Below are 25975 nucleotides of genomic sequence, written 5' to 3'. Positions count from 1 at the left end.
GCTAGCCTTTCGCTGGCGGCGCCGCGGCGGCCAGGCGTCCACCGACCCTGACGGCCCAGGCGCCAGTGGACAGACCCGTCCGGTCATCCGTATCCACCACAATGCCGCAGATCGTCGCCTCACCAGACGCTGGAACCATGCGGCCGGATTTGATCTTGCTGACCATGTTCTCGATGGGTGCGTGCTTCTCCATTCCGATGACACTGTCATAGTCGCCGCACATGCCAGCGTCGGCCTGAAACGCCGTTCCGCCGGGCAGGACCTGTACATCTGCTGTGGGCACATGGGTGTGACTGCCGCAGACGAGGCTCACGCGCCCATCCATATAATGGCCGATGACGTATTTCTCACTCGTCGCCTCGGCATGGACATCGACGACGATCGCATCGGCCTCATGCCCGAGGCTCATGCCGCTCATCTCGCGCTCAAGCGCCGGGATCATGTCATCCATCGGGTTCATGAACCGCTGGCCATGCAGCTGGATGACCAGCACCCGGCGATCGTCTTTGGTAAAATATAGCCCTGCCCCGCGTCCGGGATTGGACCGCGGGAAATTGGCCGGCCGCAACATGCGCGGCTCGTCATCAAAAAAGGAGATGTCGTCTTTCTGGTCGAAGGCGTGGTTGCCGGTCGTGATGCAGTCGACGCCCGCTTCGAACAGTGAGTGCGCGATGGCCCCCGTGACACCGAAGCCCCCCGCCGCGTTTTCAGCATTGGCGATGACAAAATCCACCTGCCAGGCTTTGCGCAGGCCGGGCAATTGCTCGGCGACCGCCGTGCGGCCGGTCCGGCCCATAATATCCCCGAGGAACAACAGCCTCATCGGCACCCTTTCACAATCGAAAAGGCTGGGTACCAGCTTCCCGCCGTCCCGTCACGGGGGCGCGGGTACTGGCGCCTTGCGTCAGACCGCCACGAGGGGAGTGACGACTTTCAGCTTCGGACCGCGCATCGCAGACAGAGCCGCCCGCAGCGTTTCAACGCTGCCCGGTCCGTCGGTGACCGCGAGCGCGCGTCCCAGTTCCATGGCATAGTTGGAGGCGTCCACGACCAAGAGTTCAGGCTCCACGAACACGATCCGTGTGCCATCCATGACGGCTTCCTGCCAGCTTTCCAACGTCTCGCGGCGGCGCCAGGTCGGCGCGATCAGGACATCGGGGGCTGCATCACGCGCAATTTCGTCAGTGATGATTTCAGGGAAACCTTCCCGCGCGACATCGCCGATATGGGCGGAGATGACATCGTAGTCGAGATCACCAGCCTGCAGCATGCCCATGGTGCGGGAGCAGGTACCGATGACATAGGCGTGTTCACCACCGCGGATCATCTGGGCTTTCAGGGCGGCCACATCGTGGGCCCGTGCGTCAAGGCGCATCTGATAGGCGTGGTAGGCAGCACGCCCCTTCAGACAGAGAGCGTTCTCCTCATCCCACAGACGCGCGAGCATTTCGAACCACGGGCCGTAGTCGTGACCATGATAGGTATCATGAGACAGATAGAGCCGGATGGAACCGCCGGCGGATTCTGTCATCTGTCCACGGACAATACGGAAGCCGGCATTGCGCGCCAGGCGCTCCAGTGTTGCCAGGGTATAGACGGCCATCGACTGGCGATGGAAGGTGCTGGTCATTGTGCGCGGCAGGGCCAGCGCGGCATAGGGCGTCTCAAGGACAAAGACGCCGTCACGAGCCAGCAGAGATTTCACGTGATGCAGGAAGGTGGTCGGATCGTCCGTCCGCTCCAGCGCATCAACGCAAGTGATGATGTCAAACCCGTTGGCCGCTGTAGTTGAAAGCGTCTCCTGCGCGCTGTCGGCGAGGAAATCATCGGCAATGCCAATGCCCCAATCCGTCGGCCCGGTCCGCTCCAGCCGTTCATCAATCCCGATAGGGGTGATCCAGCGGGGGTATCCGGCAAGGAGTGCGCCATTGCCGCAGCCAATATCCAGCGCCACACCATCGCGTGTCGTGACCATCTCCAAGGCACCGGCAACGGCACCGCGGAGGCGATACTGTTCCGTCCACGACAGGGACGGAATGGCATGACGGAATTTTGCGCCGCCAATTGTCGCCCGCTGCAGAAGACCACAACCGCCCTCACCACTCGCATCGCCACAGAATGCCCAGGCATTGTCCGTGCCAAGGGTAAAAGCGGGGGTCAGATGAGAACCACCGCATGCACGGCAAGCGGAAAGGAATGTCTCGGTCATATTGCCAGAAAGCCCTACTCAACAAGTTGCGGACTGTTCTGCCTGATTGTGGTTAAGTCACGATGAACCCGACACGGGAATTGTCAAAAGAATATCTTCATACATTCTTCAGGATAATGAATATCCATTTACCATGTTGAATCCAACACGTGAATTACAATATGGTCCGCATACACACAAAATGCCCGCCGGTCGCTACAAATCCCGATACTATCTCCGGCAAAAGGTGATTTTACCCTTTGGCCGAGCAGGACTATGTGAAGGCTGTGCCAGCGTGTAGAGCGCCGGGAATTAACGAGACGACCGTCATGAAAGATTTTGCCCCGGTCATCCGGGTTATCGGGATCCTGCTGCTCATCCTTGCGGTGATGATGATCCCGCTGGTTCTGTTTGATGTTATTCGTCACGAGCGCGGGCTGCCCGCCATTGAATGGGCCATGTTCACGTCCATTTTTCTGGGATCGCTTTGCGTTGTGGTGGGCTACAAGCCAGGCGAATTCTTTCTCGATCGCCGCCAGGCCTTCCTTCTCACCACGGCCAGCTGGTTCGTGCTGCCTGCGGTCGCTGCCATCCCGTTTCTCGGCGCGGGCATGAGCATGGTGGACGCTTATTTTGAGGCAGCGTCCGGGTTCACGACCACGGGCGCCACCGTCCTGACCGATCTAGATACCCTGCCAGCGGCCCTCCTGTTCTGGCGATCGTTTCTGCAATGGATTGGCGGCATCGGGATTATCGTGATGGCGCTGTTCATGTTGCCCTTCATGCGAGTGGCGGGGATGCAGCTTTTTCGCACCGAGAGCTCCGACACCTCCGACAAGGTGCTGGCCAGTTCCACCGACCTGATCCGCACCATCGGCGCCATCTATCTGGGTATGACGATCGTCTGCGCCATCATCTACGGCCTGCTGGGCATGACTGCATTTGATGCGGTCAATCACGCCATGACGACCGTCTCCACAGGCGGCTATTCAACCCATGACAGCTCTTTTGGCTATTTCCAGAACATGGCGCTGCAATGGGTGGCCATCGTGTTCATGGTGCTCGCCGCCATTCCCTTTGTAATCTATGTCCGCGCGCTCAATCTGGCCACGCTGAACTTCACCTCGGACGCGCAGGTGCCGCTGTTCCTGTGGATGCTGGGCCTGACGACCCTGGGCGTCGGGCTGAGCCTTGCCTATCTCGACGACATGGCAATTGGCGAGGCCCTGACTGCGGCGGCCTTCAACATCGTCTCCGTGGTCACCACCACAGGCTATGCGACCGTCGACTATACCCAGTGGGGCAACTGGGCGGTGGGGTTATTTTTCCTTCTGACCGTCGTCGGAGGCTGCTCGGGCTCTACATCAGGGGGCATCAAGATGTATCGCTTCCAGATCCTGTATTTGCTCATCATGTCCCACCTGAAAGGGCTGGTCAGTCCATCCCGTGTCACGCCGATCAATTATAATGGCAGGCACATCGAGACGGACCTGATCCAGTCGATCCTGTCGTTTCTCATCATTTTCATGGTGTTGATTGCGCTTGTCGCGGCCGCCCTGACCATGATGGGGCTCGACCTGCTGACCGCCCTGACGGCGGGTGCGACCTCAGTTGCCAATGTGGGGCCTGGCCTTGGGCCCATCATCGGACCCGCTGGCAATTTTGCCCCCCTGCCCGATGCCGCCAAAGCGATCCTCAGTTTTGCGATGATTGCCGGGCGGCTCGAATTTTTCACCCTCATGGTCATGCTCACGAAAGCCTTCTGGGTGCGATAGACAACACCCCCAGGCTTGAGCACAGACCAGACAATGCGTAATCGACGACCCGAAAGAGAGAAGGAATTCAAGATGTCCAGCCCGAGCAAGATCCGCAAAGCCGTCATTCCCGTTGCCGGTTTCGGCACGCGTGTTCTGCCCGCGACCAAGTCCATCCCGAAAGAATTGCTGACGGTCGTGGATCGCCCGCTGATCCAGTACGTGGTCGATGAAGCCCGTGAAGCCGGTATTGAACACATCGTGTTCGTGACAGGCCGCGGAAAAGGCGCCATCGAAGACTATTTCGATCATCAGGTCGAACTGGAATCCGCGCTGCAGGCCAAGAACAAAACGGCCATCTATAACGAGACGATGCAGTCGGTCCTGCCGGCAGGCGGTTGCTCGTTCACGCGCCAGCAACAGCCGCTCGGCCTCGGCCACGCCATCTGGTGCGCCCGCGATATCGTGGGTGACGAGCCGTTCGCCGTTCTCCTGCCCGACGTCATCGTCAAGGGCGAGAAAGGCTGCCTGAAACAGATGGTCGACAAATACGAAGCGGGTGCGAACATTATCGCCGTCGAGGAAGTCCCCCATGAGGACGTCAACAAATACGGCATCATCGCGCCCAAAGGCGACGCGACAGGCTCTAAAATCGAAATGTCGGGAATGGTGGAGAAGCCGGACGTCGACAAGGCGCCGTCAAACCTGTCCATCATGGGCCGGTATATTCTGCAGCCAGAAGTCTTTGGCATCCTCGCCAATACCGGCAAAGGCGCAGGCGGCGAGATCCAGCTGACCGATGCCATGGCGGAACTGATGAACGACCAGCCGTTCTTTGCCGTCACCTATGAGGGTGAAAGTCATGATTGCGGGTCGAAACTGGGCTTCGTGAAAGCGAATATCGCCTTCGCCATGGGTCGCGACGAGTTCGCCAGCGACCTGAAAGACTGGATCAAATCCTACGTCTGATCGATCAGCCTGCGATGGCGGCGACCGCGAAATACACCGCGGTCCAAAATGCGCCGCAGGCAAAGATCACAAATGCAACGGTGCGGCGGATCGGCCAGGGCTCAATGGCTTCCGCCGCATCACCAAATTCACGGCCAAGCGTTTCCTGCATGCGCCGGGCTGGCGACAGGGCCGCGCTCTGCGCATCGATATTCAGCGTTTCCTGAGGGGCCTTTGGCGATGGCTTCGCCTGATCGACGGCGGGGCCGGCTTCATCATAGGTGGGGGCGACTGCTGCTTTGGCCATCTTCAAACTCCATACTCTTACGCAACCGGCTTAGGCGAGATGACTTAAGGCGACGTAAAGCCGATTGGGTTTAAAGCGAAAAACTCAATAGAGTTGATGAAATGAAGAAAAGCGCACGGTTTATACTTACCACGATATTTACCTTGATAGGGTGTCTTTCTCTTTATTGTGGCTACGTTCTGTTAAGCCTTCCGCACCGCTCATTTGAAGACGTCACCGCTTCCACCCTGCCTCAGCATCGCGGCAGTGCCTATTACAGGGCGCTGGGGATGCGCGCTGCGGCACGTGGCGACCTTGCCTTGGCCCACCGGGCTGCGCAGCTGGAAACAAAAGCCGCGCCCAACGCCCCGGCCGCCTGGCACAGGCTCGCCCACGCAGCGGCCGCGCAGAACGGTGCACCAGACCGCGAAGCTTTGGGCGCCCTGCTGCAGGCCTATGCCGTGGCCCCCTACGTCACCCCGTCCGAGATGGAATGGCGGGTGGCCTTTGCCGCCACGTATTGGAACGCTGTTCCGGACTCACTGCTCCGCCTCACTGTGTCACAGATCGACGCCATGGGGACGATTGAGCAAAGCTGGGAGGTCCGCCAGCACTGGTGCCGCACCCTGCCCGATGGCGCGCTCGCCGACGCTGCCTGCGCCACGACACCAAATATTCAGCGCCGCTAGACACAAAAAAGGCGGCACCGGAGTGCCGCCCCGAAATCTTTCGATAGGCCTGAGCCTTACCGGTAAGGCGCGTCGAGCTCGAGATTCTTGGCGATCTGACGCTCCCAGCGGTCGCCATTGGCGATCAGCCGTTCCTTGTCGTAGAACAGCTCTTCGCGGGTCTCGGTCGCAAATTCGAGGTTCGGCCCCTCGACAATAGCGTCCACCGGGCAGGCCTCCTGACAGAAGCCGCAATAGATGCACTTGGTCATGTCGATGTCGTAGCGTGTGGTCCGGCGGGAGCCGTCTTCACGTTCTTCGGCATCAATGGTGATCGCCTGCGCTGGGCAGACAGCCTCACACAGCTTGCAGGCAATGCAGCGCTCTTCCCCGTTCGGATAGCGGCGCAGGGCGTGTTCACCCCGGAAACGCGGCGAGACAGGCCCGCGCTCAAACGGATAGTTCACCGTGAATTTCGGCCGGAAATAATACTTCATGGCCAGAAAGAACGCGCTGACAAAATCAGCCAGCAGCGCGCCTTTGAGTGCTTGGGCAATTCGAGACATCAGTTAGCCCTCCAGCTTTGGAACATGTCGGCGACATCGGGGAAGAAGATCAGGAACGCGGCGACACCCAACAGGTACAGTATCGATGTCGGCAGGAACAGCTTCCATCCAATCCGCATCAGCTGGTCATAGCGGTAACGCGGCACGATGGCTTTCACCATGGCGAACATGAAGAACATGAAGACCACCTTGAGGGCAAACCAGATCGGTCCGATCGCATCAAGGCCGAGGAAATTGCCCACCGGCGAATGCCAGCCGCCCAGGAACAGGATCGTCGTCATCGCGCACATCAGGACGATGTTGAGATACTCGCCGAGCATGAAGAGCAGGTACAGCGACGAGGAATATTCCACTTGGTAGCCGGCCACGAGTTCCGATTCGGCTTCAGGCAGGTCGAAGGGCGGACGGTTCGTTTCCGCCAGCGCCGAGATGAAGAACATCACGAAGAGCGGGAAGAGCGGGATGAAATGCCAGTTCAGAATACCAAGGCCCCGGTCCTGGCTTTCCACGATGTCGGTGAGATTCATCGAACCGACGAGCAGCAGGACGGAGATGATGATGAAACCCAAAGAGACCTCGTAGGACACCATCTGCGCCGCTGACCGGAGCGAACCGAGGAAGGGATATTTCGAGTTCGACGCCCAGCCGCCCATGATGATCCCGTAGACCCCAAGGGAGGAGATCGCGAACAAATAGAGGATGCCGACATTGATGTCCGCCACCACCAGATTGTCTCCGACCGGCACCACCGCCCAAGAAATCATGGCGAGCAGCGCCGTGATGAACGGCGCGATGATGAAAACCGTCTTGTCCGCCCCCGCCGGAATAATGACTTCCTTGAGAAGGAATTTCGTCAGGTCAGCGAAGGACTGCAGCAGGCCAAAGGCCCCCACCACGTTCGGTCCCTTTCGCATCTGTACCGCGGCCCAGACCTTGCGGTCGAACAGGATAAGAAAGGCGACGCCGACCAGAAGGATCAGCACCAGCGCGAGGATCTGAAGACCCGTGATCAGGGTGGCGAAAACCGGGGCATCCCAGTTGCGCTCGACGAGAAAATTGAAGTCCATGGCGGGGCCTCTAGCCCAAGCCGCCGGGCAAGAAAAGCGGTTCTGCGATCTGGTAAAGCATCAAAAGGTTTTTCTGCCGATATTAACCCTGAGGGGGTGGTCAACCCGGCGCCGGCAGGGAAAGCTGCGTTCATGAAACGCGTTTTGATTCACCTTGTTATGGCCGCCAGCGTTCTTGTCGGCCCTGCCGCTGCGGAATGCCGCACCGACCAATCGATCACGATCTGCACCGAGGGACGATCCGTCGACCCGATTCGAACGCTGAATATCACAAAATTGGATGGCCGGATCGTCGCGACCGAGGCGAGCGACAGCAGACCGGCGGCCCATGCGACGGGCAATCAGGCCTTCATCCTCGACATCACGCCAGACGACGATCTTCGTGCCCACCTGCGCCGCGCCAACACATCCCTGTCGGGTGTGGGCGACGACATCCGCATCGATATGCTGGTCAGCGGCAGCATTCCCGTCTTCGTCATCACACCGACTCAGGGAGCCGATGGCCTCTTTGGCTATGTGGGCGACGGGATCGATGGCGGGGTCGATGCCTGGGTGCTGCAATAGGCCAAGCAAAAGGGCACCTTCCGGTGCCCTTCCCGATTTATTCAGCTGCAAGGCGCGCGGTCGGCGCATAGGCCTCAACACAGGCCCGCATCGTCTCACTGGCCCGTGCGATGGGGTTGGCGAGGTAGTAATTGCCAAAGGCCGGCCGGAACGATGCTGGAAGCTCGCCTTCACCCGATTGATAGACACCGGCATCAGGGCTCATCGCCGGTGAGACCGAGCCAATGCTGACGAAGGAGGAGTTGTCCTCCATCATCGCCTGACGAAGGGCGAAGATGTCATCATAGGGCAAGGTCTTGCCGAGCACGCCGGACAGTGCGCGCAGAATGGACCAGTCTTCGCGCGCTTCACCAAATGGGAAGTAGGCGCGCTGGGCCAATTGAACGCGACCTTCAGTGTTGACGTACATGCCTGACTGCTCAGTGTACGCGGCACCAGGCAGGATAACGTCTGCCGTGCGGGCGCCGGCGTCACCATGGTGTCCCTGATAGACAACGAACGCCTTGGACAGCTTGTCGGTGTCGCACTCATCGGCACCCAGATTGTAGACAAATTCAATGTCGCCGGTCTCGGCCGCATCGAGGATCTGGTGGAAGGATTTTCCGCCAGCCCCGGGCACGAACCCAAGGTCGAGCGCGCCGACGCGCGATGCCGCGGTCTGCAGAACGTTGAAGCCATTCCATTCCGGTGTGATCGCACCGACCTGGCCCGCCAGAGAAAGGACAGCGTTCATCATCGCGCTGCCGGTCTCACCACCAAAGGCGGCGGCACCGACAATGATCATCGGCTTTTTCGCATCAAGCAGGGCCTGGAAGAAATCACTGTCCAGCTTGCCGATCGCCGACGGGTCGGACCCGAGATGGGTATAGCCGTAGGTCAGATCCTCCGCGCCGCCCACCAGGCCAATCTTCAGATCCATCTTGTCGAGGAAATTCCGGCGGATGCGGGCATTCAGGACAGGGGCTTCGACGCGCGGATTGGTGCCGACCAGCAGAATGACATCGGCCTCATCGATCGCGGCAACAGTTGAGCCAAAGGTGTAGGTGCTGCGCGGGGCTTCGCCGCCGTCCGGCAGGACCCCCATCATCGAGCCATCCTGACGACAGTCGCGGTGCGGCGTGCCGAGGGCATCGGTGAGGTCCTTCAGCGCCTTGATGGCTTCGGCTGGCACAAGGTCGCCAACCAGCGCACCGATCTTGTCGGAGGCCGTCATGTCGAGGCGGGCCTTGATCGCGGCAAAGGCCTCAGACCAGCTCGCGGCCTGCAATTTGCCGTTCACACGGACATAGGGCCGGTCAAGCCGACGCTTCTTCAGGCCATCCCAGATGAACCGGCCCTTATCGGACAGCCATTCCTCGTTCACATCGTTGTGAATGCGCGGCAGGATGCGAAGCACTTCACGGCCCCGGCTATCGACTCGGATATTCGTGCCCAGCGCGTCCATCACATCAATGGTCTCGGTCTTGCGCAGCTCCCAAGGACGCGCGGTGAACGCGTAAGGCTTGGAGGTCAGCGCGCCGACCGGACAGACGTCAATCAGATTGCCGGTGAGCTCAGAGCCGACCGCCTTTTCAAGGTAGGTCGTGATCTCGGCATTCTCGCCGCGATTGACGAGGCCAAGATCGTTCACGCCCGCGACTTCCGTCGCGAAACGGACGCAACGCGTGCACTGGATACAGCGGGTCATGATCGTCTTGATCAGCGGGCCCATATATTTTTCTTCGACCGCGCGCTTGTTCTCTTCGAACCGCGATTCGCCACGGCCATAGGCCACAGCCTGGTCCTGCAGGTCACACTCCCCGCCCTGGTCACAGATCGGGCAGTCCAGCGGGTGGTTGATGAGCAGGAACTCCATCACCCCTTCGCGGGCCTTCTTCACCATCGGTGTGTTGGTGAACATCTCCGGCGGCTGGCCTTCCGGTCCGGGGCGCAAATCTTTGACATTCTGCGCGCAGGAGGCGACCGGCTTGGGTGGCCCGCCTTTGACCTCGATCAGGCACATGCGGCAATTGCCGGCGATCGACAGCCGTTCGTGGTAGCAGAAACGCGGGATTTCCTCACCGGCGGCCTCGCAGGCCTGCAGCAGGGTGAGATTGGGATCGACATCGATCTCGCGGCCATTGACTTTGATCGTGCGGAGTTCGGTCATGAGCAGACTTTATTCAGTTGTGACGGCATGGGCGCCGCGCCGGGTACGATTTGCCGCCCCGTTTACACGCAATCGCGCGAGAGGAAAGTGGGTCATGTGGCCCGATTGGCGAAACCAGCGTCGATAGAGGTGCTGGCGGGCTGAAGACTGCAGATTGAGCCGGTTATGCCGCGTCAGCACCCACTGTGAGAGCAGCTTTTCAAGCCGTCTTCAACTGCATGAAAACCTTGTAGCGCCACCCCATTTCCCGTTCGATGGCCCGGCAAGAGAACTCTGGGGAGAGAACAATGCAACGCGCCTTTTTTTGTGCGCTGGTGCTCGGTATCACATTCCTGACCGCGCAGGCCAGTGCCGCACCGATGCGGTGGTACCTCAACAATTTCGTCTACGATGATGGAGGGACGGCCTTTGGCTATTTCGATTACGACATCCTCGCCAATAAATTCACGACTGTGAACGTGACAACGACGGCTGGTCGCGTGTTTAATGGCGCGACATACAGCTATGCCGTGCCAATCTATACGGTGCCCAATCAGCTCTATTTCGTCACCTCGGCATCGGGCGACCTCACCGGCACGCCCGTTTTCGCCAGTATTCTCGAGGCCGACATGGCGTTCAGCGGCGATGCGGTCAGTGTGGAGCTGCTCTATCTTTTCTATGAAGGGATCTGTCAGTCGCCATCCTGCGGCAGCGACTTCACCATCCAGCGCCAGCTTGTGTCAGGCTATATTTCTACCAATCCAGTCCCTCTGCCCGCCGCCCTGCCGCTATTTCTGATAGGACTTGCGACCGTTCTGTCGACTGCACGGCGTCGCAGAACATAGGCCAATCGCGCCGTCGTCAGCAGCGTCACCGCGCCCCCGACGATAGTGATGACCAACCCTCGCCATGGCCGATGCGTGCACGACCGACACCGCCGACTGTCATGCGGCCGGCCGCCGTGCCCATGCCTTTTTCCAATTTCTCGCGCGCCATCGCCGATAAGCCCGCGCCCTCTCGCGGTGCGGCATTGTGTGAGCAATTTTCTTCAAAACAAACAGCGCGTTGAAGGCATCCAGCGTCGGATCCAGGCCCGGCCCGGGTGCGTATTCCAACAACCAAAAGCCCCCTTTCTGCCCCTTCACCAATCCAAATTGTCGATGAACAGGTTTACAATATGAACCTGTTCACTTACATGATCGTCATCGAGATTTTTTGAAGGGGGACGCTATGACAGCCACCACAACCGAACGACTTCATTCACTGGATTTTGTCAGGGGAAGCGCGCTGCTTCTTGGCATCGTCTTTCATGCCGGCTTGAGTTTTTATCCAAGCGAAATACCGACGTGGATTGTCATGGACGCTCAACGGTCAGAGCCCATTGCCTGGCTGGGTTTCGTCCTCCACACCTTCCGTATGGCGACGTTTTTCCTGCTGGCGGGCTATTTTGGCCGCATGGTCTATCACCGCAAAGGCGCCGGTTATTTCATCAGAAGCCGGCTGAAGCGGATCGCCGCGCCGCTGGCGATCTTTCTGCCGCTGAACCTCGTGGCCATTACCGTCCTGCTCATCTGGGCCATGATGCGCCAGTACGGCCTGACGATGGAGCAGATGCCGCCATCGCCTCCACCGACGCTTGAGACCTTTCCATGGACGCATCTTTGGTTTCTGTACGTCCTGATTCTGGCGTACATCGCTATGCTGGTCCTGCGTCTGCCGATTGCGATGCTGGACCGAGGCGGCAAAGTACGCGCCGGTGTAGATGGGCTGCTGAACACGCTAACGACATCAAGCCTCAGCCCGCTCCTGCTGGCGCTGCCGGTGGCGATTGCCCTTTATAATCAACCGGGCTGGAATGAATGGATGGGTGTCCCCACGCCGGATACGGGCGTCGTGCCAAACACACCGGCCATGGTCACCTACGGTCTTGCGTTCTGGCTTGGCTGGCAGCTGCAACGGGGCACAAATGCGCTCCTGCCCTTCAAACGCTTCTGGCCCCTGTTTCTGGTGTCGGGTGCCGGTGCGATCGGTATCTGCCTGTACCTCGTCGACGGTCAGCCTGGCGCCATGCCCACTCTTGAAGGCCGGGAGAAAATGATCTTTGCGGCGTCCTACGCCCTTGCCATCTGGTACCTGACATTCGCGTTCATCGGCATGGCCATCGCGTTTTTCAATGGCGAGAACCGCGTGACCCGGTATATCGCGGACTCATCGTACTGGCTCTATATCATCCACCTGCCTATCGTTCTGGCGATGCAGATCTGGATCTTTGACTGGAACTGGTCCGCTGAAGCGAAATATGCCTTTATCCTCGGCACCTCGGTCCCGGCGATGCTGCTGAGCTATCACCTTCTGGTGCGCTACAGCTTCATCGGCAATCTGTTGAACGGGCCACGCAAGCGCAAGGCGTAATCGTCCTTGAACGAATGGGAGTATGATATGACTGACGATGTGACAAAGGCCCGCGAGGATCTTGCCTTTCTGACCTCTATCGTCAGCGATCATACCCCCGCCCTGCGGTCCACTGGCATCGTCTACGGCGCCGCCGGACTTCTTTATGGCGCACAGTGCATTATCAACTGGCTGCAGATCACGTACTGGCCGACCGCCCCGGCGATTGTACCGATCCTTCATGGCTTTCTGCCGACGGTGATCTTTCTGGTCATCAACGTTGTCGTTGCCAGACGGAGCGGGATCAAAGGCTTTGGATCGGGTACGGCGCAACGCGCGATTGGCGCAGCGTTCGCTGGGGCGGGTCTCGCCAATCTCAGTCTGATAATTGTCTTCGCATCGGCAGCGTTCCGGCGCGATGATTTTTCCATCTGGCTGTTCTTCCCCGTGACGGTCTGCGCCCTGCAGGGTGCGGTCTGGTTTGCCGTCGGGGCCATCCGTCGACGCAGCTGGATGAGCGGCGTGGCGGCAGGCTGGTTCCTTACAGCCATCATCACGGGTGTTTTTGTTCAGAATCCGCTCAACTATTTGCTCGCCCTCGGTATCGGGCTCATCCTCTTCATGGCAGTCCCCGGCTACATTCTGATGCGGATCAGCAAGGCGGATTGAGGCAAACCCGCGTGGCAGATATCGACAAGATTGACGACGTTATTCATGGCCGGCTGCGCATGGGCATCATGGCCTATCTGGCCAATGCCGAAACGGCGACGTTCAGTGAGCTGAAAGACAAGCTGGAAGCGAGCCAGGGCAATCTGTCTGTCCAGATCCGCAAACTGGAAGAGGCAGAATATCTGACCGTCGACAAGCGGATCGTCGGGCGCAAGCCCCTCACCACCTGCCGCATCACCAAAAAAGGGCGGGACGCCTTCGCCGCCTATCTGAAAGCCCTGACCAACGTGCTCGGCCTGCCGCCGAAGGACTGATGCTGGCTCTTCCCACGCCGCCCCCGCCGCCTAGATAGGGAGGTGACGATCGGGACCAGCGCCGGAGGGATACGATGCCGCCCAAAGAGGTCAACTATACTTTCGACGACAAGGAGCTCGAACAGCTCAAGGCTTTTGGCGAGGTGCGATCGCACCAGGCGGGCGACATTCTTTCCGAAGAAGGCGAGGCCTGTGTCGACTGCCTCATCACCCTTTCCGGAGAAAGCCACATTTTCGTTGGGCAGGCGGCGGACAAGAAACGGGTCGGGTTCATGGAGCGGGGCCAGTTCGCCGGTGACCTGACCGTTCTGACCGGCCAGGCGTCCCTGTCTCGCGTCATCATGGGCGAAGATGGCGATATCCTGCATATTGCCCATAGCCAGTTCAAACGCCTTCTCGTCGAAAATTCCCATCTGTCCGACGTGTTCGTCCGGGTCCTGACCGCGCGGCGGGAGTTCGGGCGGCAATCCCAGAATGGCGGCATCATCGTTATCGGTGAAAACCAGGACCGTCATGATCTGAGCATCCGGCAACTGCTCGATCGTCACGGTATTCCGCATACGGCCCTGTCCGCTCGCACTGACCCTCTGGCGCAGCAGATGATGTCCGTTCGCGGACTTGAAAAGTCGGACCTGCCTGCCGTACTGCGCGGCACGCTGGACCCCCTCGTCAAACCCAGCATCGAAGAATTGTCAGCGGCTTTCGGCCTCGACCTCCTTCCCGACGAAGCCACGGCGGATGTGGCCGTCATCGGCGCTGGGCCGGCTGGCCTCGCCGCATCGGTTTACGCAGCATCCGAAGGGCTCGACGTGGTCACGCTCGATGCCGAAGCGCCCGGCGGCCAGGCGGGCACTTCGTCGAAGATCGAAAACTATCTTGGCTTTCCCAGCGGGGTGTCCGGCCGTGAGCTGGCCGAGCGTGCCTCGATCCAGGCCCAGAAATTCGGTGTACGGCTCGCCTCCCCCGTCTCAGTCAAGGCGCTGTCGCGGGATGATGATGCCTATTGCCTGACGCTCGGTGATGACCGTCACCTGCGCGCCCGGGCCATTGTGGTTGCAACGGGAGCGCAGTACCGCCGCCTGCCGATCGAGGATCTCGAACGGTTCGAGGGCCGCGGCATCCATTATGGCGCGACGCCCATGGAGGCACAGCTCTGCGGCCAGCAATCGGTGGCGGTCATCGGTGCTGGCAATTCCGCCGGTCAGGGCGCGGTATTCCTGTCGGAGACGGCCAAAGAGGTGCACATTGTCTACCGGCGCGCGGACATTCGCGAAACGATGTCGGAATATCTGGTGCGCCGTCTTGAAGAACTGCCCAATGTCCATTTTCATCCGTCAACAGAACTCAAGGCCCTGCATGGTGTCGACGGTGCCGATGAAGAGGACGATCACCTGACCGCCGTCACATGGGAGAACAGCGAGGATGGCAGTGAGGAACGCTGCGACACCTCCTTCATCTTCATGTTTGTCGGCGCCGTACCCTGTACAGACTGGCTGCCCGACACCATGAGTTGTGACGAGAACGGTTTTTTGAAAACCGGTGACGATCTGAAGGACGAGGATCTCGAAAAAGCCAACTGGCCACTGGAAAGAGCACCAACACGCTATGAGACCAGCTGGCCCCGTATCTACGCCGTGGGCGATGTCCGCACACGGTCGGTCAAGCGGGTGGCCAGCGCTGTGGGCGAAGGATCTGTCGTGGTCAGCGATATTCACGCCGCCCTGTCGGAAACCAATCAGCTCTGACCGGGGCGCAGTCCCGCAAAATCGAACAGCGTGGGGTCCAGAAGATGGCCGGGCCGCGCCGTCTGTAGCGCCCGGAACATGGTTTCACGCCGTCCCGGTGACTGGCGCTCCCATTCCGTCAGCATGGCTTTCACCTGCTGACGCTGCATCCCGTCCTGGCTGCCACAAAGGGTGCACGGAATGATGGGGAAGTTGAGCGCTTGGGCAAACTTTTCAAGATCATCTTCGGCGCAGAAGCTCAATGGCCGCAGCACAAGAAGGTCCCCTTCTTCATTCAGCAGCTTTGGCGGCATCGCCTCAAGCCGGCCGCCGAAAAAGAGATTGAGAAAGAACGTCTCCAGAATATCGTCGCGATGATGGCCGAGAACCACGGCATCGCAGCCCTCTTCCCGTGCGATGCGGTAGAGGTTGCCGCGCCGCAGACGGGAGCACATAGAGCAGAGCGTCTGTCCGGGGGCGGTCTTTTCCATCACCGTCGAATAGGTGTCGCGATATTCGATCCGGTGGGGCACGCCGATATTGGTCAGAAAGTCCGGCAGCACATGTTTGGGAAACCCGGGCTGCCCCTGATCAAGATTGCAGGCCAGCAGGTCCACATCGAGGCGCCCCTGCGCCCGCAGATCAAGCAGCGTCGCGAGAAGACCATAGCTGTCTTTACCGCCCGACAGGCAGATCAGCCAACGCTGCCGCATGCCGTCAGGCCTCATATCGTAGGCAGTAATCGCCTCCATCGTCTGACGCGCCAGACGTTTGCGCAGCTTACGGAACGATACGCTGTCCGGCGCCGCCCGAAACAGCGCCAGATCATCACTCATGACATCCACGTTCATCGCTCACCCGGCGGGGTGGCGGCATGGGCCTCACAGAACGTCTGGATTTCATCACGCCCTCGGCGAAGATGCACGCGGGTGGTCGACGCCGGATCGTGGCCGAGCCCGGCTCCTGGCCGTAGCGCCGCTTGAGGCCGGATTGGCCGCCGCTCAAACCCGCCACCGCAATTGGGACATACGTTTTTCAGATGCGTCCCGACACAGTCTGCGCAGAAGGTGCACTCATAGGTGCAGATCATCGCATCCGCCGCCTCGGGGGGCAGGTCTTTGTCGCAATATTCGCAATTGGGTCGAAGGTCGAGCATCCCTTCTCATAGGCAAGGATGATCCCGTCGCCAAGCCTAGCCCAGCGGCACGGTGTTCCATTGGCGGACCCGCCAGTCCGACACGACGCCGGACGAGACGTATGGGTCGCGACCGGGAAAGGCGATGGCCGCCGCCTCGGTGGTGAACACAATGACCGCGCCGGGTGCGCCGTCGCCAAAGGCCCCGGCCTGGGTCAGGAGGCCGGCCGCGTATTGCTCCCTGATTAGGGCGATATGTTCCGGGCGGACCGGCTCCCGCCGTTCCAGATAATCGTCCACATAATCGTAGATCAGCATGTACAGCGGCGTCATGACGTGGCCTCTCGTTTCAGGATGAACTCGCGGTCGGCATGACTGCCCACCATAAAATGATACTCACCGACATTCGAAAATCCGTGGGCGGCGTAAAGGCGGATCGCGCCGGGATTGTCCGAGTAGACACCGATATAGAGCGGCGCATAGCCGCGACCATCGAGCCAGTCCAGCATATGCGCGAGCAGCCTTTTGCCCAAGCCATGGCCTTGCGCACTCTGGCGCAGATAGAGGCGCTTGACCTCCCCCGCCTCTGGCTCGTGGTCTTCAATCGGCAGGGTGTTGCGTCCGGCCACACCATATCCGATGGCCGAACCGTCCGCATCGCGGATGATCCAGACGCCGGTGTCAGGATCGGCAATGGCGCGAGTGTACCAGTCCGCCGTCTGCGCCTCGGCCATATAGGCAGCGAGATCTTCCGCCGTGTACAGATGGGCGAAGGTTTCCGCAAAGGTCAGTTCGCCAAGAGCCGCAAGGTCAGCAGCGTCGGCGGGGGTGGCGTTGGTGACTTTCACAAATGTCGCCGCTCTTATTGGGGTACGCGGAACAGGCTGTAACGCATGAAGCCGATCCAGCAGACGAGAAATCCAAGCGCAGCAACAATGGTCGCCACATCACCTAGGACATCACGACCAACCAACCCGTCCGTGTTCATCAGTTTAGGTAAATAGAATAATGCGAACGGCACAAACCAAGGAATAGTTGCTGCAATGGCTGCAGCCATCCAACGATCCTTCCCATCCGTGGCCCGCGCCCACAATTTGAGGTCTACGGATATTGCTGGCGCCACGATTAAGGGCAACAGATTAGTAGAAGAAAGGACGGCCGCCATGTCACCTGCCCCTCCAAACACGCTCAATGCGATTACGGCGCCCTAGAGCCCAATGCAGAGTCCCGTATAGAAAAGCGATGTCCGCACAACACGCAGCATTAGCGCTCTGTCCATGCAGGCCAGCCCCTACTCCGCCGCGATCACCTGCACATGCGGTTTGTTCGACCGATAGTTCGTGATCTTCTCTTCGATCTCATGACGGAAGTGCTGGATCAGGCCCTGCACCGGCCAGGCGGCGGCGTCGCCAAGGGCGCAGATGGTGTGCCCTTCGATCTGTCCGGCCACGTCGAGTAGCTTGTCGATCTCTGACATTTCAGCATTGCCTTCGGACATGCGGACGAGGACACGCCACATCCAGCCCGTACCCTCACGGCATGGGGTACACTGACCACACGATTCGTGTTTGTAGAAATGGGCGATACGGGCAATCGCTTTGACCATGTCGGTCGACTTGTCCATCACGATCACGGCCGCGGTGCCAAGGCCCGATTTGTGTTCGCGCAGGGCGTCAAAATCCATCAGCACGTCATCGCAGATGGACTTGGGCAGACAGCGCACGGACGATCCGCCGGGGATGACCGCCTTGAGGTTATCCCAGCCACCGCGCACGCCGCCGCAATGGCGTTCAAGCAGGGTTTTCAGCGGGATCGACATTTCTTCTTCAACGTTACACGGCTTGTTCACATGGCCGGAGATGCAGAACAGCTTGGTGCCGACATTGTTCTCACGCCCAAAGCCTTTGAACCACCCCGCGCCGCGCCGCAGGATCGTGCCGACAACGGCGATCGATTCCACATTGTTCACGGTGGTGGGACAGCCATAAAGGCCAGCGCCCGCCGGGAATGGCGGCTTCAGGCGCGGCTGGCCCTTCTTGCCCTCAAGGCTTTCAAGCAGCGCGGTCTCTTCACCACAGATATAGGCGCCGGCGCCATGGTGAAGGTAGAGATCAAAATCCCAGCCATGGATGTTGCCCGGGCCGATCAGCTTGTTGGCATAGGCCTCGTCGATGGCCTTCTGCAGCTGCTCGCGCTCGAAGATATATTCGCCGCGGATATAGATGTAGCAGGCGTTCGCCTTCATCGCGAAGCTGGCGATCAGGCAGCCTTCGATAAACAGGTGCGGATCATGGCGCATGATCTCGCGGTCCTTGCAGGTCCCGGGCTCTGATTCATCGGCGTTCACGACCAGGTAGTGCGGGCGGTCCTTCACTTCCTTGGGCATGAAAGACCATTTGAGCCCCGTGGGGAAGCCGGCGCCGCCCCGGCCGCGCAACCCTGAATCCTTGATCTGCTGGATGACCCATTCGGGGCCCATATCCAGCATGTCCTTGGTCGCATTCCACGCCCCACGCTTTTTCGCGCCCTCAAGGAAAGGGTCCTGAAGGCCATAGAGGTTCGTGAAAATACGGTCTTTGTCTTGCAGCATGGGTCGCCCGAAATGGTTCGAGAATGATGTCGGGCCCAGCTACGGCGAAATGGCGCGACAGGCAAGGCGCTAGGGCGCTTTGCCGCGCGGATGCGCCCATGGGCCGGGATCGCGGCAGGCCCGCAGGGCTCCTCCCGAAAAAATCGCCTTAAACGTGCAGGAGAGCGCACAACCGGCACGGGCCTTGCTTTGTCATGTTCACACTTCATTAGGGAATGTGAACAATGCGTTTAAATCGTCGCCTCCTCGCCCCGGCCGCCATTGTCGTCTCATTGCTCCTGGTCGGCAGCGCGCTGGCCCCGAGCTTTGGGCGACTGGCCGATGGATCGGGCATGGCGAACGTGGCGGTGACAGCAGCGTCGCCGGTCAAGAAAGAGAAAACGGTGCGGACTGGCGCCCTGCCCTTCTCTGGCCGCACATCGGTTCGGCAGCGCGCTGCCGCCGGTGAGTTCACCCGCAACGAATTCGGTACCGACAAGGACATCGTCGAGGACGGCAGCGGCTTTGCCGAAAACGAGAACCTCGACCCTGAATTCGACAATTGCCGCTATGCCGATGGCTCCCGCTATATCGGCCACGGTAATGTGCTGAACCCGCACGCTGACACCAATGAATGCTTCGAAGCCGAGGCCATCCGCTATGCCAGCCTGTCGATGGGTGACCTCGTGGTCAGCGACGCCATCGTTGCAGGTGATTTCTCGATCCCTGATACCACGGGCGAAGAGTGGACCGGCGGTGATGCGGCCTTCACTTCCCTGCTTAATCGCCAGCCACTCGTCCGCATGACCGGCTTCCCGCCAACGACGCCCACTGGTGGTCCTGGTGGCTTCCCGCCAGTGCTGATCGGCGCGTCTGATCCAGTGCCGGTCCCCGGTGCAGCTATCCTTTTCCTGTCAGGCCTGGGGTTCTTCGGCTCACGCCGTCTGCGCAAGGCACGCTAAGCTTAATCCGCTTTGCTGTTTGATTTGTGAAACGCTTCCATCTTGCGAAACAGCACGATCACGCTGACGGCCGAAATCACAACGACGCCGCCGACCAGCACACGGATGCCCTGGTCCGAAAACAGGCAGAAGCCGATGAAACTGGCGAGGGCCAGAAATTCGATGACCGCGAAGCGGATCATCCATTTTTGAAACGCCACGCTATCTTTAAGCGGTTTGTTCATGATGGGCCCCAGTTCAGTCGGCAGCTTACCTTTCGCCAAAGACCTGCCGAGTCTCAATCAGTGCGTCAATCTGATCTTCTTCGATCCCTAAATGGGTCATGCCGATGGGTGAACGGCCACCGTCAATGGCGAGCGCCGCCACATGTCCCTGATTTGTGATCAAGGTCTGGGGCGTTTGCGTCGCGATCGGGTCGGCATAGACCTCATCGGGGCTGACAAGGGTCCAACCTTCCGAGCGGACACGATCAATAAAGTCGCCGATAAAATGCGCGTTAAGATCATTGGCATGCAAAAGGATGATGTGAGCGGGACTCTCCCCCAGCGACTCCGCAGCCAGCTCGTCATAATACTCAACGCTGGCCATGAGCATATCGAGATAGACCGATTTGAGAGCCGCTTCATCGACCATCTGCCCGGCGGCAAGCGCGCGACGCCATTTGTCGTTCAGGTACCAGTCGTAGGTGTCCATCGTCACATAGCCATTCGTCAGCCCACGTTCCGCAAGGGCCGAGCGGTAAAGATCGCGCCGTTCCAGCGGCCGTCCTTCGTCAAGAAAAGGGAACCGATACCAGGCGCGACGATTGCCAAAGCCCGCCAGCTGACGCTCAGCCTCGTCGATATCGGCAATGTAGATCGCGGGGTCGGTGCTGCTCGCCCCCTGATGACTGTGCGAATGGTTGGCGAGCAGATGCCCGGCATCGACATATCGTTCAATCCGTGCACGCCCATTGTCTCTGCCCAGACCTTGAGTCGTGACGAAGAAGACGGCGGGCGGTGCCTCGCGATCGGCAAGAGTGGTAATCAGCGCATCCGTCCGTTCATCACCGGTCAGTATCGGCCCATCACTCATCGGCGCATCATCAAAGGACAGGGCCAGACGCTTCTCCGGCAGAGCGGGTTCTGTCGTCGCGGTCGGCGCAGCACCGCTGCAGGCGGAAAGAACGACACCGAGAAAAACGGCGAGAGCGGAACGGTGCATGGATGAAACCTTTTCGCAGAAAACCGGCAAACTTTAACCGCCCCGTGGCGTATCGCCAACCTCTAGGGCGAATGGACTTGACCACCACTGCGCCACCAGCAACCCTGAGGCCATGACCAGCGCCTCGGATATCATTGCCGCCCTTGATCTTGCTCCGCATCCGGAAGGTGGCTTCTACAGGGAGACGTTTCGGGATTCGCGTCAGGTCGACGGTCGGTCCGTGGCGACAGCCATCCTTTTCCTCCTGCCGCGCGGGGTCCGATCGCACTGGCACCGTATCGATGCGACTGAAATCTGGCTCTTCCATGCCGGGGCGCCACTTGTTCTTGAAATTGCAGAGTCAGCCCAACGCCTGTCCGTGCAAATTGGCGCGGATGCCATGGCGGGCCAGACCCCGCAGGGCGTGGTACCCGCCGGTGCCTGGCAGTCGGCCCAGTCGACGGGCGACTGGACCCTGGTCAGCTGTACCGTCGCCCCAGCCTTTGAATTCGATCATTTTGAAATGGCGCCAAAGGGCTGGAGCCCCGATCGGGACTAGGCTCCAAACCCAATCAGCCCATTGATCCTTGATGGCAAATCATGATTCCCAACGTCAAAGCAGCGACGGAGCGAGGAATGAGCAAGCTGTTTTGGCTGAACGATGAGCAGTGGGCGTCGATCGAACCTTTCATGCCGAGGAACCAGCCTGGTGCCCGGCGCGTCGATGATCGGCGGGTGATCTCGGGCATCATCCATGTCCTCAAGACGGGGTGCCGTTGGGTCGATTGTCCGCAGGAGTACGGGCCGCACACCACGGTCTACAATCGCTTCAATCGTTGGTCCCGCAAGCGCTTCTGGACAGGAATGCTCGAGGCGTTGGCCGCTGCAGGCGCGGTCACGACAAGCACGTCGATCGACAGCACTTATGTGAAGGCGCAACGCTCCGCGTTCGGCGGTAAAGGGGGGCGAATGCGCAAGGGATCGGCCCCTCGCGTGGTGGTCAGACCAGCAAAATCCACATCCTCACCGACGTGAACGGGCGACCATTCGCGCTTAACCTCACGCCCGGCAATGTCAGTGATGTTCGGGCCACTGAGCTGTTCTCGAACAGCCTGCAAGGCGCGAAGCACCTCATTGCTGATAAAGGCTATGATGCGAACGCTTTTCGCAAAGCCATGCGTGACCAAGGGACGAGGCCCGTCATCGCCGGCAGGTCCAACCGTAAGCGGAAGATCACCTACGACAAGACACGATACAGAGATCGGCACCTGGTCGAGAACGCCTTCTGTCACCTCAAGGATTTCCGCCGGATCGCGACGCGTTACGATAAGCTGGGTCGAAATTTCATTTCTGCCATTGCCATCGCCACGCTCGTGGCATTCTGGTTATGAGGTTTCCAACGTTTCTTCTTCTATCACCGGGGGATTGGCGCTCACGACCTCAAGACATTCATTATCGCTGGCTATGATGAATGACCAACCGTCCGTCGCAAGGAACGAGACAACGCTCTCTTCGGTCCAACCATGATTCCGGACCCGGAACGTCGTTTGGCCAGGACGTCCCCCGAGCTCTTCCGTCTTGGACCATAGCTCAAGGAGCCCACCTTCATCGAGCAGTCTCATTGCAGAAACATGATCGAAAGTTACTCGATAGACCTTCTCTGGTTCGTAGACGTAGATACGCGCCACGAGATCCGCGTCGCAATGTGACCGAAGCAATGAGCCCATACGATAATGGAATGGTGCATCATCGGGCCACGGTCGGCGGGGCGAATGAACGAACTCCAGAATCTCGATGGCCGCATCAGCAAATGGGGTAGCCCATTCGCCGAACTCGAACTCGCCCGACCCGAACTTGTGAAAATCAACTTCTGACGTAGTATTGCTCATTGGGAGACCTTATCACATCGCCGCGATTGAGTCTGGAGCCTAGAACGTCCCTTTCAGATTGATGCCGCCAATCAGGTCAAAGCTGATATCCTGGCTTTCCCGGTACAGGACGGGCGCCCCCGGCCGCGACCCGTCATAGATGTCGCGCCAGTAATCCTCTGTGTACATGGCGAGGTTGTAGAGATACAGCGTGGCCGTTGCGCCGAAGAAGTCCTTGTCTTCGACATAGATCTCGACGGCCGGCTCGCTGGGACCGAATTTGGAGATTTGTGACCGGCGCCACGCCCGGGCCTCCTCAAAATGCTGGATCTGAAATCCGTAGGCGTAATCCGTCTCAGGAATATCATGCCGGAAACTGATCGACGTGTAGTAAAGCGTCTGGGCATCGACTCGTCGCTTTTCGCCTGAAAACGGATCCTCAATTTCCGATCCATAGGCTGTCAACTGCCAGTCCAGCTGGCCACCCGGCACCCCCCATTTATCCGTTTTCTGGGTAACGAGCAGTTCGCCCTTGTACCGCGTGGCCTCATCGACATTGCCCGGCCCATCACCATCACCGATCGGGATTGACTGGACGATATCCTGTATCCGCTCGCCCTGCAGGGTCAGCGTAATTTTGCTGTCATCCGTAAACGTCTTCTCTACAGCCCCCTCAAGAAACCAGGACTGTTCGGGCACGAGTTCGCTATTTCCCGTCGTCTCGTTGCCGGATTCGAGATCAAGAAAACTGGCGAAAGCGCCAAAATCCAGCTGGCCCACACGGCGATCGAGCCGACCGCGCAGTTCCAGTTTCGGGCGGGGCTTGTAGGTCGCAGAAATGAAGCCCTTTGGTCGCACGAAGCTTCGCGTCTTGCCCAGAGCACCGGACTGTTCGAGCTCGGAGTAATCCATCGCAAAGGACGACTGCACATCAATCTTCTCGCCGATCGGAAAATTGTAGGTGAGCGACGCTTCTGCCCGCCGTTCCTCAATCTTCGTATGGGCGTCGTCGAGCGGGATCGTTGTTTCAATGCCGTCCGCATCAATCTCACTATAGGCCGATTCCGCGTCATTGAAGTTGTAGACACCTTCCAGCGCCAATTCGATGGAACGGTCTTTCCCCAAGGTCCAGCTCTGTTCCGCGCGCAGGATGGATTCGCCCTCATCGACGGTCTGTTCGAACCGGTTGCCGCCGATGGAGACGCCGTCCGCCTCCGTCATCAGCGTCGAGACAAACGGGCTATGCTCGAAATACTGATATCCGATCAGTTTCAGACGCCCTCCGAACGCATCAAGAGCGTAGTCTGCCGACAGCTCTGTATTCCACTCATCTTCGGACTGACGGCTTAGCCTGAGATAGTCCGGCTGACCTGGATCGATCACGTCCGCTTCGGTCCGTTCCGACCGGTCATAGATGAAAGCCGTCCCTTCGATGCTGACATTGGCTTCGCGTCCGGCCGCGTCCTTGTGCCCGAGGGCCACGGACAGTTGAGGCTGATGACCATCCTGCTCAGCGTTCAGGTACCGGTCCTCAAGCAGGATCCCGTCGGGGGACGTCAGCGTCTCACGCCCCCATCCCCCGTTGACGAACTGGTTGTTCTTGAGACCGACCGTGTAGGTCACATCCTCAATCTCTCCCGTCATGGAGACGGAGCCATTCAGCATGCGGGCGGCCACGCCTTTGCGGAATTGCGGTCGGTACTCCCAATTGCCCGTATGAGCGGATTTATCGATCAGCACATTGGCCACAGGACCGGACAGTCCCGATATTCCCAATGAGGAGCCATCAACGATCTCGATACGGATGACAGCTTCCGCCGAGGTTCGTCCCAGCACGTCCAGCGGGTCGTTGCTCTTGCCAGACACGCGGGCGCCATTGATCAGGACGTTTGTCCCGCCCTGCCCCAGGCCGCGGCGGCTTTCCGCCTGCCGCACCTGAAATCCAGGCACATTGAAAAGCATGTCCCGCGCCGTCTGCGGCGCGTACTGAACAAAATAGGCCTTGGTGAAAATCTGTTTGCCGTCTTCGATGAATGAATCAGGCGTTGCGGCGGCACTATCGACAGGCGTCGACACCGGCGAGAGGGCAAGCGCCATCGCCATAGCGGTACTCAAGAGCATAAGGTCCCATTCCCAAACGAGAAAAGCTGAAGGGAACCCCCGGACAATTTTTAGACAGCGCTTTTGCCGCGCCTTGTCCGGTCATGCTATCGACCGACTACATCTGTAGTCAATAAGTTTTTTGGTGGTACAATCAGCTTGCTGGCGCAGGATCGCTATTGGGCAGCTTGTCGATCGGCTTGGCCGCAGATCCATCATAGATCGACTCATCGGTCAGCGATGTATTCTCACCTTCAGGGTCAGAGGTATGTCGCCCGTCGTTGAACACGCCCGGCTCCACATATTCGCCGCGATCCAGCTTGAGCAGGATCTCTTCGAACGTTTCCGGTGTCAGGTCCTGATAGTAATAGTCATTGATCTGCGCCATCGGCGCGTTGCAGCAGGCGCCAAGACACTCGACTTCGAGCCATGAAAGATTACCGCTGTCGGTGATGGCGCCCTGCGGTCCAATCACCTTCTCGCACACCGCGATCAGGTCCTCTGCCCCGCGCAGCATGCACGGTGTCGTGCCGCAAAGCTGGACGAAATAGGTGCCTTCGGGCTTCAGATTGAACATCGTGTAGAAGGTCGCGACCTCATAGACCCGGATATAAGGCATTGAGAGTTGCTCAGCGATCGCTTCCATCATCGGGATGGAGACCCATCCTTCTTGCTTTTGACCACGCCACAGGAAAGGAATGACTGCCGACGCCTGGCGGCCGGCCGGGTATTTCTTGAGCTGCGCAGCACACCAGTCCTCATTGTCGGACGACCAGGCAAAGCTGGCGGGCTGGTTCTTGGCAGGGCGTCTGTCGGCCATGGAAGGTCCCTTGAGGGCTGGTGGTCACTGTTTCGGCGCCTTTTGCGAAGGTTGAGCGCAAATGGCAAGGGT

General features: G+C 59.4%; 29 protein-coding genes. 12 read left to right on the top strand and 17 right to left on the bottom strand.

The features are described from left to right. Position 1: 1 nt before the first annotated feature. Positions 2–823: a TIGR00282 family metallophosphoesterase gene (locus RUI03_RS02275; RefSeq protein ID WP_317288666.1), complete on the bottom strand. Its 822-nt coding sequence runs from the start codon at positions 821–823 to the stop codon at positions 2–4. A gap of 81 nt (positions 824–904) precedes the next feature. After that, positions 905–2209: a class I SAM-dependent methyltransferase gene (locus tag RUI03_RS02270; RefSeq protein WP_317288665.1), complete on the bottom strand. Its 1305-nt coding sequence runs from the start codon at positions 2207–2209 to the stop codon at positions 905–907. Between the two features lie 308 nt (positions 2210–2517). On the opposite strand from RUI03_RS02270, the gene RUI03_RS02265 reads away from it, so the two are divergent. After that, entirely contained in the window at positions 2518–3963 is a 1446-nt protein-coding gene (locus RUI03_RS02265; RefSeq protein ID WP_317288664.1) for a TrkH family potassium uptake protein, read from the top strand. A gap of 72 nt (positions 3964–4035) precedes the next feature. Continuing rightward, complete coding sequence (gene galU / locus RUI03_RS02260) at positions 4036–4911, top strand: UTP--glucose-1-phosphate uridylyltransferase GalU (RefSeq protein ID WP_317288663.1); 876 nt, start codon at positions 4036–4038, stop codon at positions 4909–4911. A gap of 4 nt (positions 4912–4915) precedes the next feature. Here galU and RUI03_RS02255 read toward each other — a convergent pair whose 3' ends face one another. Further along, positions 4916–5197, bottom strand: a complete 282-nt coding sequence (locus RUI03_RS02255; RefSeq protein ID WP_317288662.1) for a hypothetical protein — start codon at positions 5195–5197, stop codon at positions 4916–4918. Between the two features lie 143 nt (positions 5198–5340). On the opposite strand from RUI03_RS02255, the gene RUI03_RS02250 reads away from it, so the two are divergent. After that, a complete protein-coding gene (locus RUI03_RS02250; RefSeq protein WP_317288661.1) occupies positions 5341–5865 on the top strand; it encodes a hypothetical protein in 525 nt (174 codons plus the stop codon). 56 nt (positions 5866–5921) lie between these two features. Here RUI03_RS02250 and nuoI read toward each other — a convergent pair whose 3' ends face one another. Then, the gene (gene nuoI, locus RUI03_RS02245) at positions 5922–6410 is read right to left on the bottom strand and encodes an NADH-quinone oxidoreductase subunit NuoI (RefSeq protein ID WP_317288660.1); all 489 of its coding nucleotides are present in this window, start codon (positions 6408–6410) and stop codon (positions 5922–5924) included. Continuing rightward, positions 6410–7477, bottom strand: a complete 1068-nt coding sequence (gene nuoH, locus RUI03_RS02240; protein WP_317288659.1) for an NADH-quinone oxidoreductase subunit NuoH — start codon at positions 7475–7477, stop codon at positions 6410–6412. Before nuoH ends, nuoI begins: the two co-directional genes overlap by 1 nt. Before the next feature lie 132 nt (positions 7478–7609). Here nuoH and RUI03_RS02235 point away from each other — a divergent pair, with 132 nt between their 5' ends. Beyond that, on the top strand, positions 7610–8041 hold the full coding sequence (locus RUI03_RS02235) for a hypothetical protein (RefSeq protein ID WP_317288658.1): 432 nt from the start codon (positions 7610–7612) through the stop codon (positions 8039–8041). A 37-nt stretch (positions 8042–8078) separates the two neighbouring features. On the opposite strand, the gene nuoG is transcribed toward RUI03_RS02235, so the two are convergent. After that, the gene (gene nuoG, locus RUI03_RS02230; RefSeq protein ID WP_317288657.1) at positions 8079–10190 is read right to left on the bottom strand and encodes an NADH-quinone oxidoreductase subunit NuoG; all 2112 of its coding nucleotides are present in this window, start codon (positions 10188–10190) and stop codon (positions 8079–8081) included. Between the two features lie 287 nt (positions 10191–10477). Between nuoG and RUI03_RS02225 the strand changes: the two genes are divergently transcribed. The 5 genes from RUI03_RS02225 (at position 10478) to RUI03_RS02205 (ending at position 15288) form a co-directional block, all read left to right on the top strand. Continuing rightward, positions 10478–11014, top strand: a complete 537-nt coding sequence (locus RUI03_RS02225) for a VPLPA-CTERM sorting domain-containing protein (protein WP_317288656.1) — start codon at positions 10478–10480, stop codon at positions 11012–11014. 385 nt (positions 11015–11399) lie between these two features. After that, entirely contained in the window at positions 11400–12581 is a 1182-nt protein-coding gene (locus RUI03_RS02220; protein WP_317288655.1) for an acyltransferase family protein, read from the top strand. Between the two features lie 27 nt (positions 12582–12608). After that, positions 12609–13229, top strand: coding sequence for a hypothetical protein (locus tag RUI03_RS02215; protein ID WP_317288654.1), 621 nt, complete (start codon positions 12609–12611; stop codon positions 13227–13229). Positions 13230–13288: 59 nt separating this feature from the next. Continuing rightward, positions 13289–13543, top strand: coding sequence for a winged helix-turn-helix domain-containing protein (locus tag RUI03_RS02210; RefSeq protein WP_410795899.1), 255 nt, complete (start codon positions 13289–13291; stop codon positions 13541–13543). 74 nt (positions 13544–13617) lie between these two features. Then, positions 13618–15288, top strand: a complete 1671-nt coding sequence (locus RUI03_RS02205) for an FAD-dependent oxidoreductase (RefSeq protein WP_317288652.1) — start codon at positions 13618–13620, stop codon at positions 15286–15288. Here RUI03_RS02205 and ttcA read toward each other — a convergent pair. The 6 genes from ttcA to nuoF all read right to left on the bottom strand — a co-directional run bounded on the left by ttcA (position 15279) and on the right by nuoF (position 18992). Next, positions 15279–16103 carry a tRNA 2-thiocytidine(32) synthetase TtcA gene (ttcA, locus tag RUI03_RS02200; protein ID WP_317288651.1) on the bottom strand — a complete coding sequence of 275 codons (825 nt, stop codon included), beginning with the start codon at positions 16101–16103 and terminating at the stop codon, positions 15279–15281. The genes RUI03_RS02205 and ttcA overlap by 10 nt on opposite strands. Positions 16104–16114: 11 nt before the next feature. Continuing rightward, complete coding sequence (locus RUI03_RS02195) at positions 16115–16423, bottom strand: DUF1272 domain-containing protein (protein ID WP_317288650.1); 309 nt, start codon at positions 16421–16423, stop codon at positions 16115–16117. A 36-nt stretch (positions 16424–16459) separates the two neighbouring features. Then, positions 16460–16735, bottom strand: coding sequence for a YciI family protein (locus RUI03_RS02190; protein ID WP_317288649.1), 276 nt, complete (start codon positions 16733–16735; stop codon positions 16460–16462). Continuing rightward, on the bottom strand, positions 16732–17250 hold the full coding sequence (locus RUI03_RS02185) for a GNAT family N-acetyltransferase (protein WP_317288648.1): 519 nt from the start codon (positions 17248–17250) through the stop codon (positions 16732–16734). Before RUI03_RS02185 ends, RUI03_RS02190 begins: the two co-directional genes overlap by 4 nt. Before the next feature lie 14 nt (positions 17251–17264). Beyond that, entirely contained in the window at positions 17265–17567 is a 303-nt protein-coding gene (locus RUI03_RS02180) for a hypothetical protein (protein WP_317288647.1), read from the bottom strand. Positions 17568–17693: 126 nt separating this feature from the next. Further along, positions 17694–18992, bottom strand: coding sequence for an NADH-quinone oxidoreductase subunit NuoF (gene nuoF / locus RUI03_RS02175; protein WP_317288646.1), 1299 nt, complete (start codon positions 18990–18992; stop codon positions 17694–17696). Between the two features lie 224 nt (positions 18993–19216). Between nuoF and RUI03_RS02170 the strand changes: the two genes are divergently transcribed. Then, positions 19217–19933 (top strand): PEP-CTERM sorting domain-containing protein, encoded by a 717-nt coding sequence (locus tag RUI03_RS02170; RefSeq protein WP_317288645.1) that lies wholly within the window; start codon positions 19217–19219, stop codon positions 19931–19933. A 2-nt stretch (positions 19934–19935) separates the two neighbouring features. Here the strand turns inward: RUI03_RS02170 and RUI03_RS02165 are convergent, their stop codons facing one another. Next, a complete protein-coding gene (locus RUI03_RS02165) occupies positions 19936–20157 on the bottom strand; it encodes a hypothetical protein (protein WP_317288644.1) in 222 nt (73 codons plus the stop codon). 25 nt (positions 20158–20182) lie between these two features. Then, positions 20183–21136 carry a polysaccharide deacetylase family protein gene (locus RUI03_RS02160; protein WP_317288643.1) on the bottom strand — a complete coding sequence of 318 codons (954 nt, stop codon included), beginning with the start codon at positions 21134–21136 and terminating at the stop codon, positions 20183–20185. Between the two features lie 112 nt (positions 21137–21248). Here RUI03_RS02160 and RUI03_RS02155 point away from each other — a divergent pair, with 112 nt between their 5' ends. Together RUI03_RS02155 and RUI03_RS02150 are read left to right on the top strand one after the other, a co-directional pair. Then, entirely contained in the window at positions 21249–21674 is a 426-nt protein-coding gene (locus RUI03_RS02155) for a cupin domain-containing protein (protein ID WP_317288642.1), read from the top strand. 77 nt (positions 21675–21751) lie between these two features. After that, a protein-coding gene (locus tag RUI03_RS02150; protein ID WP_317289628.1) for an IS5 family transposase occupies positions 21752–22506 on the top strand; the annotation gives its coding sequence in 2 pieces (ribosomal slippage) (positions 21752–22082 and positions 22082–22506; 756 coding nt in all). On the opposite strand, the gene RUI03_RS02145 is transcribed toward RUI03_RS02150, so the two are convergent. From RUI03_RS02145 to nuoE, 3 genes are all read right to left on the bottom strand, one after another. After that, positions 22501–23004 carry a hypothetical protein gene (locus tag RUI03_RS02145; protein WP_317288641.1) on the bottom strand — a complete coding sequence of 168 codons (504 nt, stop codon included), beginning with the start codon at positions 23002–23004 and terminating at the stop codon, positions 22501–22503. The genes RUI03_RS02150 and RUI03_RS02145 overlap by 6 nt on opposite strands. Before the next feature lie 39 nt (positions 23005–23043). Then, entirely contained in the window at positions 23044–25104 is a 2061-nt protein-coding gene (locus tag RUI03_RS02140) for a hypothetical protein (RefSeq protein WP_317288640.1), read from the bottom strand. A 133-nt stretch (positions 25105–25237) separates the two neighbouring features. After that, entirely contained in the window at positions 25238–25903 is a 666-nt protein-coding gene (gene nuoE, locus RUI03_RS02135; RefSeq protein ID WP_317288639.1) for an NADH-quinone oxidoreductase subunit NuoE, read from the bottom strand. Positions 25904–25975: the final 72 nt, after the last annotated feature.

This window comes from Parvularcula sp. LCG005 (assembly GCF_032930845.1).
Classification (GTDB): Bacteria; Pseudomonadota; Alphaproteobacteria; order Caulobacterales; family Parvularculaceae; genus Parvularcula.
This window is presented reverse-complemented; position numbering and strand designations above follow the sequence as displayed.

What these genes read in the sequence shown, in the direction of transcription:
- RUI03_RS02170 (WP_317288645.1), top strand. Translation starts at nt 19,217, where the DNA reads ATGCGTTTAAATCGTCGCCTCCTCGCCCCGGCCGCCATTGTCGTCTCA.
- ttcA (WP_317288651.1), bottom strand. Translation starts at nt 16,103, where the DNA reads ATGAGTGATGATCTGGCGCTGTTTCGGGCGGCGCCGGACAGCGTATCG.
- nuoH (WP_317288659.1), bottom strand. Translation starts at nt 7,477, where the DNA reads ATGGACTTCAATTTTCTCGTCGAGCGCAACTGGGATGCCCCGGTTTTC.
- RUI03_RS02270 (WP_317288665.1), bottom strand. Translation starts at nt 2,209, where the DNA reads ATGACCGAGACATTCCTTTCCGCTTGCCGTGCATGCGGTGGTTCTCAT.
- RUI03_RS02145 (WP_317288641.1), bottom strand. Translation starts at nt 23,004, where the DNA reads ATGAGCAATACTACGTCAGAAGTTGATTTTCACAAGTTCGGGTCGGGC.
- nuoF (WP_317288646.1), bottom strand. Translation starts at nt 18,992, where the DNA reads ATGCTGCAAGACAAAGACCGTATTTTCACGAACCTCTATGGCCTTCAG.
- RUI03_RS02225 (WP_317288656.1), top strand. Translation starts at nt 10,478, where the DNA reads ATGCAACGCGCCTTTTTTTGTGCGCTGGTGCTCGGTATCACATTCCTG.
- RUI03_RS02165 (WP_317288644.1), bottom strand. Translation starts at nt 20,157, where the DNA reads ATGAACAAACCGCTTAAAGATAGCGTGGCGTTTCAAAAATGGATGATC.
- nuoG (WP_317288657.1), bottom strand. Translation starts at nt 10,190, where the DNA reads ATGACCGAACTCCGCACGATCAAAGTCAATGGCCGCGAGATCGATGTC.
- RUI03_RS02180 (WP_317288647.1), bottom strand. Translation starts at nt 17,567, where the DNA reads ATGGCGGCCGTCCTTTCTTCTACTAATCTGTTGCCCTTAATCGTGGCG.
- galU (WP_317288663.1), top strand. Translation starts at nt 4,036, where the DNA reads ATGTCCAGCCCGAGCAAGATCCGCAAAGCCGTCATTCCCGTTGCCGGT.
- RUI03_RS02190 (WP_317288649.1), bottom strand. Translation starts at nt 16,735, where the DNA reads ATGACGCCGCTGTACATGCTGATCTACGATTATGTGGACGATTATCTG.
- RUI03_RS02205 (WP_317288652.1), top strand. Translation starts at nt 13,618, where the DNA reads ATGCCGCCCAAAGAGGTCAACTATACTTTCGACGACAAGGAGCTCGAA.
- nuoE (WP_317288639.1), bottom strand. Translation starts at nt 25,903, where the DNA reads ATGGCCGACAGACGCCCTGCCAAGAACCAGCCCGCCAGCTTTGCCTGG.
- RUI03_RS02255 (WP_317288662.1), bottom strand. Translation starts at nt 5,197, where the DNA reads ATGGCCAAAGCAGCAGTCGCCCCCACCTATGATGAAGCCGGCCCCGCC.
- RUI03_RS02195 (WP_317288650.1), bottom strand. Translation starts at nt 16,423, where the DNA reads ATGCTCGACCTTCGACCCAATTGCGAATATTGCGACAAAGACCTGCCC.
- RUI03_RS02160 (WP_317288643.1), bottom strand. Translation starts at nt 21,136, where the DNA reads ATGCACCGTTCCGCTCTCGCCGTTTTTCTCGGTGTCGTTCTTTCCGCC.
- RUI03_RS02265 (WP_317288664.1), top strand. Translation starts at nt 2,518, where the DNA reads ATGAAAGATTTTGCCCCGGTCATCCGGGTTATCGGGATCCTGCTGCTC.
- RUI03_RS02220 (WP_317288655.1), top strand. Translation starts at nt 11,400, where the DNA reads ATGACAGCCACCACAACCGAACGACTTCATTCACTGGATTTTGTCAGG.
- RUI03_RS02155 (WP_317288642.1), top strand. Translation starts at nt 21,249, where the DNA reads ATGACCAGCGCCTCGGATATCATTGCCGCCCTTGATCTTGCTCCGCAT.
- RUI03_RS02210 (WP_410795899.1), top strand. Translation starts at nt 13,289, where the DNA reads ATGGGCATCATGGCCTATCTGGCCAATGCCGAAACGGCGACGTTCAGT.
- RUI03_RS02215 (WP_317288654.1), top strand. Translation starts at nt 12,609, where the DNA reads ATGACTGACGATGTGACAAAGGCCCGCGAGGATCTTGCCTTTCTGACC.
- RUI03_RS02275 (WP_317288666.1), bottom strand. Translation starts at nt 823, where the DNA reads ATGAGGCTGTTGTTCCTCGGGGATATTATGGGCCGGACCGGCCGCACG.
- RUI03_RS02235 (WP_317288658.1), top strand. Translation starts at nt 7,610, where the DNA reads ATGAAACGCGTTTTGATTCACCTTGTTATGGCCGCCAGCGTTCTTGTC.
- nuoI (WP_317288660.1), bottom strand. Translation starts at nt 6,410, where the DNA reads ATGTCTCGAATTGCCCAAGCACTCAAAGGCGCGCTGCTGGCTGATTTT.
- RUI03_RS02140 (WP_317288640.1), bottom strand. Translation starts at nt 25,104, where the DNA reads ATGCTCTTGAGTACCGCTATGGCGATGGCGCTTGCCCTCTCGCCGGTG.